The sequence below is a fragment of the Sulfitobacter geojensis genome (assembly GCF_000622325.1).
GTDB classification, from domain to species: domain Bacteria; phylum Pseudomonadota; class Alphaproteobacteria; order Rhodobacterales; family Rhodobacteraceae; genus Sulfitobacter; species Sulfitobacter geojensis.
In genome coordinates this window covers 1,906,302-1,922,777 of sequence record NZ_JASE01000005.1, presented here as the reverse complement: position 1 = coordinate 1,922,777, position 16,476 = coordinate 1,906,302, and the positions used below count along the sequence as shown (strand labels likewise).

14 protein-coding genes are annotated in these 16,476 nt (G+C 59.1%); 4 read left to right on the top strand and 10 right to left on the bottom strand.

The window, feature by feature from the left end; genetic code table 11:
* The 10 genes from kynU to Z947_RS0111265 form a co-directional block, all read right to left on the bottom strand.
* Entirely contained in the window at window positions 1-1,191 is a 1,191-nt protein-coding gene (gene kynU, locus Z947_RS0111310) for a kynureninase (RefSeq protein WP_025044419.1), read from the bottom strand.
* Entirely contained in the window at window positions 1,192-2,019 is an 828-nt protein-coding gene (locus Z947_RS0111305; protein WP_025044418.1) for a tryptophan 2,3-dioxygenase, read from the bottom strand.
* On the bottom strand, window positions 2,016-3,635 hold the full coding sequence (locus Z947_RS0111300) for an AMP-binding protein (RefSeq protein ID WP_025044417.1): 1,620 nt from the start codon (window positions 3,633-3,635) through the stop codon (window positions 2,016-2,018). Before Z947_RS0111300 ends, Z947_RS0111305 begins: the two co-directional genes overlap by 4 nt.
* Before the next feature lies 1 nt (window position 3,636).
* A complete protein-coding gene (locus tag Z947_RS0111295; RefSeq protein WP_025044416.1) occupies window positions 3,637-4,785 on the bottom strand; it encodes an acyl-CoA dehydrogenase family protein in 1,149 nt (382 codons plus the stop codon).
* Between the two features lie 57 nt (window positions 4,786-4,842).
* Window positions 4,843-5,643 (bottom strand): enoyl-CoA hydratase family protein, encoded by an 801-nt coding sequence (locus Z947_RS0111290; protein ID WP_025044415.1) that lies wholly within the window; start codon window positions 5,641-5,643, stop codon window positions 4,843-4,845.
* Window positions 5,633-6,097 carry a MarR family winged helix-turn-helix transcriptional regulator gene (locus Z947_RS0111285; RefSeq protein WP_025044414.1) on the bottom strand — a complete coding sequence of 155 codons (465 nt, stop codon included), beginning with the start codon at window positions 6,095-6,097 and terminating at the stop codon, window positions 5,633-5,635. The genes Z947_RS0111290 and Z947_RS0111285 overlap by 11 nt, the downstream gene beginning before the upstream one ends.
* Window positions 6,094-6,810, bottom strand: coding sequence for an SDR family NAD(P)-dependent oxidoreductase (locus tag Z947_RS0111280; protein ID WP_025044413.1), 717 nt, complete (start codon window positions 6,808-6,810; stop codon window positions 6,094-6,096). The genes Z947_RS0111285 and Z947_RS0111280 overlap by 4 nt, the downstream gene beginning before the upstream one ends.
* Window positions 6,807-9,098, bottom strand: coding sequence for a bifunctional salicylyl-CoA 5-hydroxylase/oxidoreductase (locus Z947_RS0111275; protein WP_025044412.1), 2,292 nt, complete (start codon window positions 9,096-9,098; stop codon window positions 6,807-6,809). The genes Z947_RS0111280 and Z947_RS0111275 overlap by 4 nt, the downstream gene beginning before the upstream one ends.
* 107 nt (window positions 9,099-9,205) lie before the next feature.
* On the bottom strand, window positions 9,206-10,264 hold the full coding sequence (locus Z947_RS0111270) for an ABC transporter ATP-binding protein (RefSeq protein WP_025044411.1): 1,059 nt from the start codon (window positions 10,262-10,264) through the stop codon (window positions 9,206-9,208).
* A 4-nt stretch (window positions 10,265-10,268) separates the two neighbouring features.
* Window positions 10,269-11,075, bottom strand: a complete 807-nt coding sequence (locus tag Z947_RS0111265) for an IclR family transcriptional regulator (protein WP_025044410.1) — start codon at window positions 11,073-11,075, stop codon at window positions 10,269-10,271.
* A gap of 151 nt (window positions 11,076-11,226) precedes the next feature.
* On the opposite strand from Z947_RS0111265, the gene Z947_RS0111260 reads away from it, so the two are divergent.
* From Z947_RS0111260 to Z947_RS0111240, 4 genes are all read left to right on the top strand, one after another.
* Entirely contained in the window at window positions 11,227-12,492 is a 1,266-nt protein-coding gene (locus Z947_RS0111260) for an ABC transporter substrate-binding protein (RefSeq protein WP_025044409.1), read from the top strand.
* Window positions 12,493-12,612: 120 nt separating this feature from the next.
* Window positions 12,613-13,527 carry a carbohydrate ABC transporter permease gene (locus Z947_RS0111250; RefSeq protein WP_025044408.1) on the top strand — a complete coding sequence of 305 codons (915 nt, stop codon included), beginning with the start codon at window positions 12,613-12,615 and terminating at the stop codon, window positions 13,525-13,527.
* Window positions 13,527-14,375 (top strand): carbohydrate ABC transporter permease, encoded by an 849-nt coding sequence (locus Z947_RS0111245; RefSeq protein WP_025044407.1) that lies wholly within the window; start codon window positions 13,527-13,529, stop codon window positions 14,373-14,375. The genes Z947_RS0111250 and Z947_RS0111245 overlap by 1 nt, the downstream gene beginning before the upstream one ends.
* Window positions 14,375-16,456 (top strand): alpha-galactosidase, encoded by a 2,082-nt coding sequence (locus tag Z947_RS0111240; protein WP_025044406.1) that lies wholly within the window; start codon window positions 14,375-14,377, stop codon window positions 16,454-16,456. The genes Z947_RS0111245 and Z947_RS0111240 overlap by 1 nt, the downstream gene beginning before the upstream one ends.
* Window positions 16,457-16,476 lie beyond the last annotated feature (20 nt).

The window sequence follows — 16,476 nt, the reverse complement described above, 5'->3', positions numbered from 1 at the left end:
TCAGGTCACGCGACCACGCACCTTGTATTTGGGATCGTCCCACAGGGCGTTGGTCATCACATCCTTGATCACAGCCACGGCCGCCGTCACATCGGCCGCATCCAGATAAAGCGGTGTAAAGCCAAAGCGCATGATGTCGGGCGCGCGGAAATCGCCGATCACACCGCGATCAATCACCGCCTGCATCGCCGCATAGCCGTGTTCGAACCTGAAAGACACTTGCGAACCGCGCGCTTGCGGATCGCGCGGGCTCGCCAATTCCAGCTGTGGCACCGCCTGCTCGACTTCTTTGATAAACTGTTCTTGCAGATCAAGAGAGGCGCGGCGCACATCCGCCATATCCACCCCGTCCCAAACCTTCATCGCCTCTTCAAGGGCTGCCATCTGTAACACCGGCGGTGTGCCAACCCGCATCCGCTCGATCCCCTTGCCGGGGGTGTAATGCAGGTCAAAATCAAACGGGTTCGCATGCCCCAGCCACCCGCTTAACGCCGGTTCTGCCGTGTCGGCCAGATCAGGGCGCACATAGATAAATGCGGGCGCACCCGGGCCGCCATTAAGATATTTGTAGGTACAGCCGACGGCAAATTCGCAATTGGATGCCGCCAGATCCACCGGAATGGCCCCCGCCGAATGCGCCAGATCCCAAACCATCACCGCACCCGCGTCATGGGCCAACTTGGTCAGCGCCTTCATGTCATGCATCCGGCCCGTACGGTAATCCACTTCGGTCAACATCACCACGGCGATCTCGTCTGTGATGGACGTCGCAACATCCTCGGGTGCCACAGTGCGCAACTCGTACCCCTGCCCCAGCAACCCGACCAGACCTTCGGCCATATACAGATCGCTCGGAAAATTGCCCTTGTCGCTCAGGATCACACGGCGCTCCGGGCGCATCTTAACGCCAGCGGCAAGCGCCTGATAGACTTTGACCGACAGGGTATCGCCCATCACAACCGATCCGGCAGCTGCCCCGATCAGCCGCCCGATGGAGGTGCCCACGTTGGTCGGTTGCGCCATCCAGCCGGCCTTGTTCCAGCCGCCGATCAACATCTGCGCCCATTCGTCGTTCATCACACCCGAAAGCCGCGCAGGCACGTTTTTCGGCATCGGTCCCAAAGAGTTGCCATCCAGATAGATCACCCCTTCGGGCAAGATAAACTGTTCTTTTCTCAGCACATTCGCCACTTACAAGACTCCTCTGACTTGCCACAATTCGGGAAACAATTCGACCTCAAGCATGCTGCGCAAATAGGCCACGCCCGATGTCCCGCCCGTGCCGCGTTTAAACCCGATGATCCGCTCAACCGTCGTTACGTGATTGAAACGCCAGCGGCGGAAATAATCCTCAAGATCGACCAGTTTTTCGGCCAGTTCATACAGCTCCCAATGGGCCTTGGGGTCTTGGTAAACCTTTTGCCACATGTCCTGTACCGCTGGCACCGCCTGCCAGTCGCTGTCGCTGGGCGCACCGGCCATAGGGGTCATGCCCATCCGGTCACAGGTTACATCAATTGCCACCTGATACAGGCTCGGCTGCGCCAGTTCGTCACTCAACGCCTCAAAAGCCACAGGTTTATGCTTGTGCAACGCCATCAACGCCCCGATGCGGTTGCCCAACAAGTATTCGACCAGCCGGTATTGATGAGACTGGAACCCCGATGAATTCCCCAAAGAGGGGCGGAACGCCGTGTATTCACTGGGCGTCATCGTACGCAGCACATCCCACGCCGAATTCAATTGTTCAAAGATCCGCGCAACACGGGTCAACATCTTGAAGGCCGGTTTCAACTCCCCCGACAACATCACCCGGCGCGCTTCTTGCAATTCGTGGATCGCCAGACGCATCCATAACTCGGAAGTCTGATGCTGCACGATAAACAACATTTCGTCATGCGCATCACTTAACGGATGCTGCGCGGTCAGGATCGCATCAAGCCCCAGATAATCGCCATAGGACATGTCCTTGGCAAAATCCATCTTGGCGCCTTTGGCAGCCTTGTCAAAATCGCTCATTTAGGATCCCTCAGGGCAAAACGCTGGATTTTGCCGGTCGCTGTTTTTGGCAACGCCTCTATAAACCGGACGTCGCGGGGGTATTTAAACGGCGCGATGGTTGCCTTGACGTGGTCCTGTAACGCCTTGACCAATGCCGCATCCCCCGTAAACCCATCAACCAGAACGACATGCGCCTGCACGATGGATCCGCGCGCCTCGTCATCGGCAGCGACCACACCGCATTCACTGACTGCGGGATGGCTCAGCAATGCGGCCTCCACTTCGGGGCCTGCAATGTTATAACCCGCGCTGATGATCATGTCGTCGTTACGCGCGGCGAAATACAGGTAACCCTCTGCATCCATTGAAAAACTGTCGCCGGTAATGTTCCAGCCGTCTTGCACGTAAACGCCCTGCCGGTCATCCGCGAGGTAACGACACCCCGTAGGTCCACGCACAGCCAAGCGCCCGACCTCGCCGCGCGGCACTTCGTTTCCGTAGGCGTCAATCACCTTGGCTTCATAGCCGGTGACAGGTTTGCCGGTGCAGGCCGCTTTATGATCGTCAAACCGGTTGGAAATAAAGATGTGCAACATCTCTGTCGCGCCGATGCCATCCAGCATCGGCTTGCCGGTCTTGGCCTGCCAATCGTGATAGACCGGGGCGGGCAGAGTTTCGCCCGCACTGACCGCAGCGCGCAGGGAGGACAAATCTGCGCCTTCCTCCATCGCCTGCAACATAGCGCGATAGGCGGTGGGTGCCGTGAAACATACGGTTGCTTTGAATTTTTCGATGATCTCGATCATATTGGGCGGGCTTGCGGTTTCCAGCAGCGTCGCGGCCGCGCCAAACCGCAGTGGGAAAATCGCCAGACCGCCCAGACCGAAGGTAAAGGCCAATGGCGGTGAACCGACAAAGACATCGTCGGGCGTGACCTGCAACACCTCGCGCCCGTAACCGTCCGCAATAATTAACAAATCCCGATGAAAGTGCATCGTCGCCTTCGGACTTCCAGTGGTGCCCGAGGTGAAACCCAAAAGCGCCACATCGTCCTGCGCCGTGTCCACCGCATCAAACTGCACCGGCTTTTCCAAAGCCAGACGGTCGAGCTCCGCATCATGGTTGCTGGTCCCGTCGAAACCTACCACGGCTTTGAGGAATTTCGACGTTTTGGCGCAGCCCGTCATCTCGTCCATCAGACGCGTGTCACACAGCGCGTGGCTGATTTCGCCCTTGTCGACAATCGCGCTCAACTCGCCCGCTCGCAGCATCGGCATGGTGTTCACAACCACCGCCCCCGCCTTGGTCGCCGCCAACCAACAGGCAACCATCGCCGGGTTGTTCGCCGACCGGATCAGCACCCGATTTCCCGGTTTGATGCCAATGTTCTCGACCATCGCAGCGGCCAGTTTGTTGGTCCAGTCAGACAGTTCCTTATAGGTCCGCCGCCGGCCGTTCCCGATCAGGGCGGTACGGTCACCGAACCCTTTTTCTACCATCTTATCCGTCAGTTCGACGCCGATGTTCAATCGCTCGGGATAGGCAAATCCATCCAAAAGCAGATCAGGCCAAGCCGCCACATCCGGCAGATTGTCCCGTGCAAAGTGATCCACATGCCCCGAGCGTCCCAACATCTTAACGTCCTCCCAAAGTCTGGCGCGCAATCACCACCCGCTGCACGTCCGATGCCCCTTCGTAAATACGCAAAGCCCGAATTTCACGATACAGGCTTTCCACCATCTGGCCTTGCCGCACACCGTCACCACCATGCAATTGGACCGCTTTATCGATAACCTGCTGGGCGTGATCCGTGGCAAACAGTTTCGCCATCGCCGCCTCCCGCGTGACCCTTGGCGCGCCGGAATCCTTGGCCCAAGCCGCGCGGTAGATCAGCAAGGCCGATGCATCCACATCCACCGCCATATCCGCAATATGCCCCTGTACCATCTGCAAATCAGACAACGGCGCGCCTTGCACATGGCGTGCCGTCACGCGATCAATCGCCTCGTCCAAGGCCCTGCGCGCAAACCCCAAAGCCGCCGCAGCCACGGTCGAGCGGAACACATCCAGCACCGACATGGCGATGCCAAATCCCTTGCCCGTCTCCCCGATCAAGGCCGACCCCGGCACCTTCACCCCGTCAAAATGCAAGGTCGCCAGCGGATGCGGTGCGATCACCTCCAGCCGCTCTTCAACCTTCAAGCCGGGCGTGTCCGCAGGGACAACAAAAGCCGACAACCCCTTGGCCCCCGGTCCTTCGCCAGTGCGCGCAAATACGGTGTAGACATCTGCAATGCCGCCATTGGAAATCCACGTCTTGCGCCCGTCCAGCACAAATCCGTTGCCATCCGCGGTGGCTGTCATCGTGGAACTTGCCACATCCGACCCCGATTGCGGTTCGGTCAGGGCAAAGGCCGAAATCGCCGCCCCTTCGCGCGTCTTTGGCAACCACTCCGCCTGCTGCTCCGGCGTGCCGAACAGCGAAATTGCGCCGGTTCCAAGCCCCTGCATGGCAAAGGCAAAATCGGCCAAGCCGTCATGGCGGGCCAGCGTCTCGCGGATCAGACAAAGCGAACGTACATCCAGTTTTTCATCGCCCTGCGCACCCGAATGACGCAACCAGCCGCCTGCGCCCATCATCGACACCAAGGACCGGCAGGCCGCGTCCGTGTCGCTGTGATCGACGTCCGCCAAATTGGCCGACGCCCAAGCGTCCAGCGCATCCGCCAGCTCGCGATGGCGCTCTTCAAAAAACGGCCAAGTCAAAAAACTCCGGTCAGACATGGATCGTGCCCCCCAGCTTCATCTTGCCCCTAAACTCAATCCCGCAGTCTGCCACGCTTAATCCCCCTCAAAAACCGGACGCTCTTTTGCTACAAATGCTTTATACGCCCGCTCGAAATCACCGGTCTGCATGCAGATTGCTTGCGCCTGCGCTTCTGCTTCGATGGCCTGTTCAATCGACATCGACCATTCCTGCGCCAACATCGTTTTCGTCATCATATGGGCGAAGTTCGGTCCGGCCTGAATTTGCTTGGCCAGTTTGACAGCATCGGCGTCCAGTTCGTCTGATGAAACCAACCGGTTGAAAAAGCCCCAGCGTTCGCCCTCATCCGCCGACATCGACCGCCCCGTGTAGAGCAGTTCCGCGGCGCGGGTTTGACCAATGATGCGCGGCAGGATCGCACAGGCCCCCATGTCACAACCCGCCAATCCCACGCGGGTGAACAAAAACGCCGTCTTAGCCTCGGGTGTGGCGATGCGCAAATCCGACGCCATGGCGATGATCGCACCGGCGCCAACGCAAATCCCGTCCACGGCGGCAATCACCGGCTTGCCGCAGTTCACGATCGCCTTGACCAGATCGCCAGTCATCCGGGTAAAGCGCAGCAGTTCCTTCATGTTCATTTTGGTCAAAGGACCAATGATATCATGTACATCGCCGCCAGAGCTAAAGTTGCCCCCGTTCGATCCAAACACCACCACGTCGACGTCATCGGCGTAGACAAGGTCGCGAAACCAGTCGCGCATTTCGGCGTAGCTTTCAAAGGTTAGCGGGTTCTTGCGGTCCGGCCGGTCCAGCCGCACTGTGGCAATCCCGTCTTCGATCTCGCATAAAAAGTGTTTCACATCACTGCGCATGGTCGTCTTCCTTTTTGCTGCTCTCGGAGGCTTCGGCAAACGCCTGAAGCCGCGCGGCCATCGCGCGCGCCTCTTCGGGGCTCACCCCGCTCAGCCTTTCGTTAATCCAGTTCTCGTGGGCCTGCGCCTGGGTCTCGAATTCGCTTATCCCCGCCGCTGTCAGCCGCAAAACGATGGCGCGCCGGTCGCCCGGCACCGCCACACGTTCCACTAGCCCTTCGTCGCTCAACCGGTCCGCGATGCCCGTGACATTGCCGTTAGACACCCGCAGAACCCCGCTGAGCTGGCTCATTTTCAACCCGTCGGGGTGGCGCGACAGGGCGGACATCACGTCAAATCGCGGCAGCGTGGTGTTGTGGTCACGCCGCAGGTTTTCGCGCAGATCACTTTCGATCCCGCGCACGACTTTCAGCAGCCGAAGCCACAGCCGCACGCGGTCCTTCGCCTGTGTCATATCTCGCCGCCGGACACGACCAGATCGTGACCGTTGATCATTGACGCCTCTGGCGACGCCAGAAAACGCACCGCGGCAGTCACTTCCTCGACGTTGATCATCCGGCGCATGGGGTTGTTGGCCACCAGCATTTTTTCAGCAGAGCCTTGGTCAATCTCCATCCGCTTCATCACATTCTTGACCGCGCCTGCCGCCATTTCCGTGTCAACGAACCCCGGGCAAACCGCGTTACAGGTGATGCCGGATTTGGCGACCTCGATCGCCACCGACCGCACAAGTCCCAGAACGCCGTGCTTTGCCGCTGAATAGGCCGCCAATCCACCCCCGCCTTTCAGGCTGGCAATCGACGCCATCGCAATCAGCCGCCCGCCTGCAGGCATGTCGGCCAGCGCTTCGCGGAAGGTCATAAAAACGCCGGTCAAATTGACCGCAAGCGTGTCGGTAAACAGCTGCGTTGGCATGTCTTTGACCAACATGCCATGCCCTGCGCCCGCATTGGCAACGACAACGTCATAAGGCCGGTCGAACATGGATTTGACAGAAGCTTCATCGGTAATATCAACGGACAGGCACCGCATTTTACCGCCCGAGGTTTCTTCCAGCGCGTCCAAACGGCGCCCTGCGATTGTCACCTCGTCGCCGCGTGCCAGAAAGTCCCGTGCCACGTCGCGCCCGATGCCCGAACCACCGCCTGTTACCAATACCTGTCTCATACTTTCTCCATTTCTGCGGCCTTGTCGGCCAATCGCCACATCTGATCGCGCCCTGCCGCATAGGGCAAGGGCCATTTGCCTTGGCGGTCACCGATCTGGCTGCCTTCACGCAGCGTCCAGTAAGGGTCGGTCAGGTGCGGACGCGCCAGACACACAAGATCCGCACGCCCCGCCATCAGGATCGAATTCACGTGATCCGCTTCATAGATGTTACCCACGGCCATTGTCTTGATCCCCGCCTCGTTGCGGATGCGATCCGAAAACGGCGTCTGGAACATGCGACCATAGACCGGCTGCCCTTCGGTCGAGGTCTGGCCTGCGGAAACGTCGATGATATCGGCGCCTGCCGCCTCGAACATCTGCGCAATCTTGACCGCCTCCTGTGGGGTGACGCCGTCTTCGCCCACCCAGTCGTTTGCGGAAATGCGCACTGACATCGGCTTGCCTTCGGGCCAGACGGCGCGCATCGCGGTGAACACCTCCAGCGGATAGCGCATCCGGTTTTCAAGGCTCCCGCCATATTCATCGCTGCGTGTGTTCGACAGTGGCGAGATAAACGACGAGATGAAATATCCATGCGCCGCGTGCAGTTCGATCATGTCGAACCCTGCACGTTCAGCCATCTGCGCCGATGCGACAAAGGCGTCGCGAATTTGATCCATATCGGTGCGGGTGGCTGCAATAGGCACCACGTTTTCATCGGACCACGGGATGGCGGAGGCTGAATAAATCGGCCAGTTGCCATCGCTCAGCGGCTTGTCCATGCCCTCCCAGCCAATCCGCGTCGATCCTTTGCGGCCCGCATGACCGATCTGACAACAGATTTTCGCATCCGTTTCCTGATGCACGAAACCCGTCAACCGCTGCCACGCCGCTTCGTGTTCGGGGGCGTAAAGCCCCGGACAGCCCGGCGTGATCCGCCCATCGTCAGACACACAGGTCATTTCCGTATAAACCAGCCCTGCGCCGCCCTTGGCGCGTTCGCCGTAGTGGATGAGATGCCAATCGGTCGGGGTGCCATCAACCGCCTTGTACTGCGCCATGGGCGAAACAACGATGCGGTTTTCCAACGTCATATCGCGCAACTTGAATGGAGCGAACATCGGGGTGCGCACCGGCTCATCTGTGCTGCCACCGGCCTGCTCCATGAACCATTTCTCGGCACCGGCCAGCCATTCGGGGTCACGTTCGCGCAGGTTCTCGTGGCTGATCCGTTGCGAGCGTGTCAGCATGGAATAATTCAGCTGGACCGGATCAAGGTCGAGATACCGCTCCACATCCTCGAACCATTCAAGCGAATTGCGTGCTGCTGACTGCAGACGCAGCACTTCAAGCCGGCGTGCTGCTTCGTATTTCTCGGCGGCAATGGCAATATCGGGTTCCGCCACAACTTGATCCGCCAAGGATATTGCCGATTCCAGCGCCAGCTTTGATCCCGACCCGATGGAGAAATGCGCCGTCGCCGCCGCATCGCCCAGCAACACGACATTTTCGTGGTGCCATGTCTCGCAAAGCACCCGCGGGAACTGTATCCATGCAGAGCCGCGGATATGATTAGCGTTTGTCATCAACGCGTTACCGTCCAGATGTTCCCTGAACACCTCTTCGCAGATTGCGATGGTTTCCTGTTGGGTCAGATCGCCGAAACCGTAGTTGTCAAAGGTTTGCTGGCTGCATTCGACAATGAATGTCGCCGTGTCATCATCAAATTGATAGGCATGCACCCAAAGCCAGCCCTTGTCGGTTTCCTCGAAGATAAAGGTAAAGGCGTCGTTGAATTTCTGATGGGTGCCGAGCCAAATAAACTGGCACTTGCGCACATCAATGTCGGGCTTGAACGTGTCCTGAAATTCCAGCCGGGTTTTGGAATTCAACCCGTCACAGGCGACCACCAGATCGTAGGCGTCCTGATAGGTCGAGGCCGCCTCCACCTCGGTTTCAAATTGCAGGATCACCCCCAGTTCGCTGGCACGGGCTTGCAGGATTTGCAGAAGCTTCTTGCGCCCGATGCCACAGAACCCGTGGCCGCTGCTCACGGTTTTCTGCCCTTTATAAATCAGGGCCATGTCGTCCCAATAGGCAAAGTTCTTGCGAATCTCGGCGGCTGAAACGGGATCGTTGGCTTGCAGGTTTTCCAGCGTTTCATCGGACAGCACAACGCCCCAGCCAAAGGTGTCGTCCGGCCTGTTCCGCTCAAGCACCGTGACCTCGGCAGAGGGGTCACGCAGCTTCATGGAAATCCCGAAATATAGGCCCGCAGGCCCGCCGCCCAGACAAATCGCACGCATACCAGTCCCCTAAATCCGCTGTGTTACAGGGACGCTAGGACGAAAACGTTTATGCTTCAAGCGGAAATATTTTATATCTAAAGGAAGTGACCCGCCGCTCCGCGCCCCTACCTGATCCGCAGCTCCGTGGCTGCATCAAAGACCATCGCGCGCCGCTGTTCGAAACTGATGTCGACAATATCACCCTCGCGCGCACGCTCGTCGCCGCGTTCCTCGGCGATGATGCGCTCCTCGGTATGGGTCGCAAGGTGCAAATAGCTGACACCGCCCAGCGCTTCGGAAAGGTCCGCGCTTAGCCCCCCTTGCCCGCGCTGCACCTCGATATGTTCGGGGCGGATGCCAAGGATCACATCAGTCCCCACTGCGGGCAAACGCACGTCAACGGTCACATCGCGGCCCAGCGCAGGTACGGCAATGCCGCCGTCTGTGACAGTCCCTTTCAGAAAATTCATCGCGGGCGACCCGATGAACCCCGCGACAAAGCGGTTGTCAGGATCACGGTAAAGGTCCAGCGGCGCGCCAACCTGTTCGATATGACCCGCCCGCAGCACCACGATCTTGTCTGCCAGCGTCATCGCCTCGACCTGATCATGGGTGACGTAAATCATCGTCGCGCCGATTTCTTTGTGCAGTCGGGCGATTTCAACGCGCATCTCGAAGCGCAGCTCTGCGTCCAGGTTCGACAGGGGTTCGTCAAACAGGAACACTTCGGGTCCGCGTACAATGGCACGGCCAATTGCCACACGCTGGCGTTGCCCCCCTGACAGGTTGGCAGGTTTGCGTTTCAGATATTCATCAAGCTTCAGAATGTCGGAAGCGGATTTCACCTTTGCCGCAACTTCCGCCTTGGGCACGCCGTTCATCTTCAGGCCGAAGCCCATGTTCTGCTCGACCGTCATGTGCGGATAAAGCGCATAGGTCTGGAACACCATCGCCACGCCGCGCTCGGCGGGGTCGGCGCGGGTCACGTCGCGCGCTCCGATGCGGATCGTCCCTTCGCTGGTTTCTTCAAGCCCTGCAATCATCCGCAACAACGTGGACTTGCCACACCCCGAGGGCCCGACAAAAACGCAGAATTCGCCGTCTTCTACCTGCAGATCAATGCCATGGATAACCTGAACCTCGCCGTAGCGTTTGATCGCGCCTTGCAGTGTCACACCTGTCATGGGGTTAAGCCTTCTGTTTCTCGAGGGGTGGTGTTTGGGTCAAATGCACCGGAAAACGCCATGCCTCCGCATCCGCGGCAATGGCCGATGCGGTTGCGGTCAGGTCGGGAACCAGTGCATCCAGTTTCGTGTAATCGGTCTGGCGCGTGGCTCCGGTGATCGACAGCCCGCCCAGCACCTGCCCTCTGGAGGACAGGATCGGTACGGCGATGCAAATGATACCGGGTTCATGTTCTTCGCGATCATAGGCATGCCCGCGCGCGACGATGTTCCTCAACTCGTCGCCCAGCGCCTGCGGTGTATCCAGCGTGGTCGCGGTAAAGCGATGGAAACTCTGCTGATCCATCACACGCGCCTGTTCGACCGGCGGCAGGTGCGCCAGTATCGCCTTACCCACGCCGGTGCAATAAGCCGGCCCGATCTTGCCCGCCTCCGAAAACATCTCGACCGGCTGGGCCGCGTTGCGTTTGTCGATATACAGCACCTGCCCGTGATCAAGCTGGGCCAGATGCACGGTAAGCCCGATCTTATGGCTCAGCGCATCAAGGTGTGCCCGCGCAAGCGGTGCAAGGCTGGTCTGCCTCCACGCCGCATGGGCCAGCCGAACAAGGCGCACCCCGACGGAATAGGTCTGCAACTCCGCGTCATAGGCCAGCAGCCGCTGGTTGGTCAGCGTTTGCAGGAACCGGTAAAGCGTCGCCTTGGGAAAGGGGCTATCCTCTAGCAAGGTGCCAAAGCGGACGGGGCGGCCGAACGCGGCCACCTGATCCAGAACATCCATTGCTTTGCCAACTGTACCGTCGCCGGACATGGCTCTCCCCCCTTGTGGTCTTGTAACTGCCAGCGCCACACTGATGACCTGCATGACCACTTGACAAAGGTTGCATGGTGCGGTGTAGTTTTCAATATATAAAACTTGGTTTCAAATAATGGAACCAATTTGCGATCTCGGGAGGATCCTCATGACGTCATTCACATCCAAGGCGCTTGCGCTATTTGCAGGCACGACCATGCTGGCCGGTGCCGCCTTTGCCGACGGGCACGCGAAACTGTCCGGCGATCTGGTCATTTTCTCTGATATGTCCAACCCTGCCCCTCGGGCAGTGATGGAAGGCATGGTGGCGCGCTTTGGCGAACAGCACCCTGATCTGGACATCGCGCTGACAGTGATTGACCGCGAGGCCTATAAAACCCAGATCCGCAACTTTCTGACCGCCGATGCGCCCGATGTGGCCAACTGGTACGCCGCCAACCGCATGCGTCCTTACGTGGATGCGGGCCTGTTCGAAGATGTATCGGACGTTTGGGAAGGCACGCTGAGCGAAGAGCTGGCGTCCACCAAGGGCGCGATGACGCTGGATGGCAAGCAGTGGGGCGTGCCCTACACCTACTACCAGTGGGGCGTATACTACCGCAAAGACATCTATGAAGAGCTGGGCCTGTCCGAGCCGACAAACTGGGAAGAGTTCAAAGCCAACTGTCAGGCGGTCCTCGATTCGGGCAAAAAGTGCTTTACCCTCGGGTCCAAATTCCTGTGGACCGCTGCGGGCTGGTTTGACTACCTCAACATGCGCACCAACGGCTATCAGTTCCACGCCGATCTCACAGCGGGCAAGGTTGAATGGACCGACGAGCGTGTGAAAGCGACATTTGCCAACTGGAAAGAGCTGGTAGACATGGGCGCGTTCATTGACGACCACACCGCCTACAGCTGGCAGGAATCGCTGCCCTTCATGACCAATGGCGACGCCGCCGCGATCCTGAAAGGCAACTTTGCCGTCGCTCCCCTACGCGAAGCGGGTCTGGATGACAGCAAGCTGGACTTCCACCAGTTCCCTGCCATCAACGGCGATGTCGAATTGGCCGAAGATGCGCCAACGGACACCTTCCACATTCCCGCCAATGCCAAGAACAAGGACAACGCGCGTGCGTTCCTCAAGTTCGTGGCCTCCGCCGAGAACCAGACCCTGATCAACGCAGGTGACGCCCTTGGTCAGCTGCCAGTGAACAACAAATCCTCGGTGGATGACGACAAGTTCCTCAAGGAAGGTTTCGAGATGCTGTCAAACAACGCCACCGGCGGTGTTGCGCAGTTCTTTGACCGGGATGCCCCTGCCGAAATGGCAAAGGTCGCGATGGAAGGTTTTCAGGAATTCATGGTCAAGCCGGACGAGCTCGACCGTATCTTGAGCAAGCTTGAGCGCGCGCGCGGTCGCATCTACCGCTAACCCAACAGACGGGCGCGTCCGAACGGCGCGCCCGTCCCTTTGGTGCCTTCCCCGCAAGCACCTGCCCTGCCGTCCCCCTCGTAAGGTGCCGTTTCAAAGCACCCTGCCGCAAGGATCAACATGTCAGACCCGACCGTCCAGCGCAGTTTTTGGCACCGTAACCAGCAAACGCTGGCCCCGTGGTTGTTCCTGACCCCCGCAATCCTGTTTTTCGTCTTTTACGTGGTCTACCCCGTTTTCCAATCCTTCAACCTGTCCCTTTATGAATGGGATGGTTTGGGGGCGAAGGAATACGTGGGTCTGCGCAACTACGAAGACCTCTATTACGAATTCATCGACCGCGATGCGTTTTACACCAGCTTGAAAAACAACGTCATCTGGCTGGTGCTCTACCTTTTGGCGATCCCTGCGGGGCTGTTCATCGCGCTATTCCTGAACCAGACAGTCACCGGCATCCGGCTCTATAAGTCGCTGTTCTTTTTCCCCTTCGTGATCTCCCAAGTCGTCGTCGGCCTTGTCTTTACGTGGTTCTATGATCCCGCATTCGGCTTTCTGAACGTCTTTCTGGGCTGGTTTGGTGCAGGTCCAATCAACATGCTGGGCGATGAGAAATACGTGACCTACGGCGTGATCATCGCGGGCCTCTGGCCACAGACCGCCTATTGCATGATCCTGTACCTCACGGGCCTCAACGCCGTGAACCCCGAACAGATCGAAGCGGGCCGACTTGACGGTGCCAAGGGGTTGCGGATGCTGTGGCACGTGGTGCTGCCGCAACTGCGCCCTGCCACGTTCATCGCCTTTGTCGTCACCATTATCGGCGCGCTGCGCTCGTTCGATCTGATCTCGATCATGACCAGTGGCGGGCCCTTCGGATCATCCCGCGTGCTGGCCTATTATATGTTCGAGGTCGCGCTGTCGGAATATGGTTTCCGCATGGGCTACGGTGCGGCCATCGCCGTGGTGCTGTTCGCGATCATGCTGATTTTCATCGCCTACTTCCTGTGGTCCATGTACCGCGAGGAGAAGCGATAATGTTCCCGACCCCGCTTGAAAAACGCCCCGCCGCTGCGAAAACCATGTACCAAGCCGTGCTGCCGCTGGCGTTGATCGTCTGGCTGTTACCGCTGCTGGCTGTTGCCATCTTCTCGATCAAACCCGGCGCGGATTTCACCAATGCGAATTATTGGGGTGTGCCGTCCTCCTTTGATTTTGCGGAAAACTACGGTCAGGTGTTCTTTAACTCGGATATGCCGCGATATCTGTTGAATTCTTTCCTGATCACCCTGCCGACAGTGATCGGTGCTGTCGCACTATCGGCGATGGCAGGCTTTGCGCTGGGAATATACCGGTTCAAAGCGAACATCTGGGTGTTCTTCATGTTCGTGGCGGGCAACTTTGTGCCGTTCCAGATCCTGATGGTGCCGGTGCGCGACCTGACCCTTGATATGGGTCTTTATAACACCAAGACCGGTCTTGTGCTGTTTCACATCGCGTTTCAAACCGGATTTTGCACCCTGTTCATGCGCAATTTTATTCGCGCCCTGCCGTTCGAGTTGATCGAAGCGGCCCGTGTTGAAGGCATCTCAGAAATCCAGATCTTCTGGCATGTGGTGCTGCCTTTGATGAAACCGGCGCTTGCGGCCCTTGCGGTGCTGATCTTTACCTTCATCTGGAATGATTACTTCTGGGCCGTGGTCCTGACCCAAGGGCCGGAAAGCCAACCCGTTACCGCAGGCATCACCGCCTTCAATTCCGAGTTCCGCGCCATGTACCATCTCATGTCCGCAGGCAGCATTGTCGCGGCCCTCCCCCCCGTCGCGATGTTCTTTTTGATGCAGAAACACTTTATCGCGGGCCTCACACTGGGGGCGGTCAAGTAATGAAAACATGGCGGTTAGACGGGCCAAGCCAAACGCTGGCTTTTGGATCGATGGCGGATGGCTGTCCGGCGGTGATCTATTGGGGCGCGCCCCTTCCACAGGACGAAGATCTGGTCGCGCTTGCGGGTGCCACGCAGCTGGACGTGACCGGCGGCATGTTGGATGCCACCCCCGCGCTGTCGCTCAGCCCCGAAGCCAGCCGCAGTTTTCCGGGCCAAGCGGGCATGGTTTTGCGGGCGGCGGATGGAACGCCCGTCCTGCCCAAACTCACCTTAAGCGACGTCGAGCAGGATCAGGACCGGTTGCTTTTCACCTGTACGGACGGCGCGCAGGGTCTGACCTATATCGCGCAGGTTGCTTTGGATGTCACAACGCAGATGCTAACCTTGACGGCCAGCCTGCACTCGGAATTACCCGTCCATCTGCAATGGCTCGCCGCGCCTGTTCTGCCCGCACCGCAAGCGGCAAGCGAAATGCTAGATTTCGCCGGCCGCTGGTGTGGCGAGTTTCAACAGCAGCGCACCCCATGGTCCGCCGGCATCCGCCAGCGCGAAAGCCGCACCGGGCGCACAGGGCACGAACACTTTCCCGCGTTGGTCGTCCCCTGCACCGGCACCGCAAATACCCACGGCGACGCCTATGCATTTCACTACGGCTGGTCCGGCGGGCACCGCATGATCGCGGAAGAACTGCCCGACGGGCGTCGCCAGATCCAGTTCGGCAATGCGTCGGACACCGAAGTGGCCCCTGCCACCCGTTTCGACACCGCGCCGCTATATGCAACCTTTTCGGCCGAGGGGTTGAACGGTTGCGCTGCGGCTTTCCAACGCCACTTGCGCGACCGCATCATCACTTGGGCGAAACCCCAAACCCCGCGTCCTGTGCATTACAACTGCTGGGAAGCTGTCTATTTCGACCATGACATCCCAAAACTTCAGGACATTGCGACCCGCGCTGCCGCTCTTGGGGCGGAACGCTTTGTGCTGGATGACGGCTGGTTCGGCAAACGCGATGACGACACGACATCGTTGGGCGACTGGACGGTGGATCTGCGCAAATACCCGCAAGGGCTTGGCCCGTTGATCGACCACGTCCACGCCAGCGGCATGACCTTCGGCATCTGGTTCGAACCCGAAATGATCAATCCCGACAGCGATCTTTACCGCGCCCATCCCGGTTGGGTCTTGGGGGATAGGGATCAGATTTTGGGCCGCCAGCAAAAGGTGCTGAACATGGCGCTGCCCGCCGTGCGCGACTATCTTTTCGACGCGATTGCCGCGATCCTTGCCGCCTATGCCGTCGATTATTTCAAATGGGACCACAACCGCGTGCTGCCCACACCCGACGCGGCGCAGACACGCGGCACCTATGATTTGCTCTCCCGGCTGAGCGCAGCCTTTCCACAGGTGGAGATCGAAAGCTGTGCCTCGGGCGGCGGGCGCATCGACTTTGGCATTCTGGAACACACACAGCGGGTTTGGCTGTCCGACAGCAACGATGCGCTGGAACGGCTGAAAATCCAGCACAACGCGGCGCTGTTTTTGCCCCTCGCTGTCACCGGAAGCCATGTCGGCCCGCGCAAGTGCCACACTTCGGGTCGCACACTCGACATCGAATTGCGCGCATGGGTCGCGGCACAGCGGCACATGGGGTTCGAAATGGACCCGCGCGAGCTCGACAGCCGCGAACAGCAGGTCCTGCGCGATGTCACCACATGGTGGAAAGCCAACCGCGACTGGATGGAACGCGCCGACATCCTGCGACTGGATGCAGCGGATCCTGCGGTAATTGCCGAACAGCAACTGGCCGAAGATGGCAGCCGCTTTGTGGTCTTTGCCGGTCAAACCACACCTTCCACCCAGATCGCACCGCGCCCCTTGCGGCTGACGCGACTGGACCCGACGGCGCGTTATCAAATCAGCCTGCGCAACCGCGCTTCTGCATCCCATCTATCGCGCGCGGCGCACCTGTTGAAAGACGGCCCTGTCACCCTTAGTGGTAGCGCCCTGATGCAAAGTGGCGTGACCCTGCCGTGGCGCTTTCCCGAAACCATGTGGGTGCTGGAAGGCACCCGCCTGTGACACCAAAAGGACACCCGAGC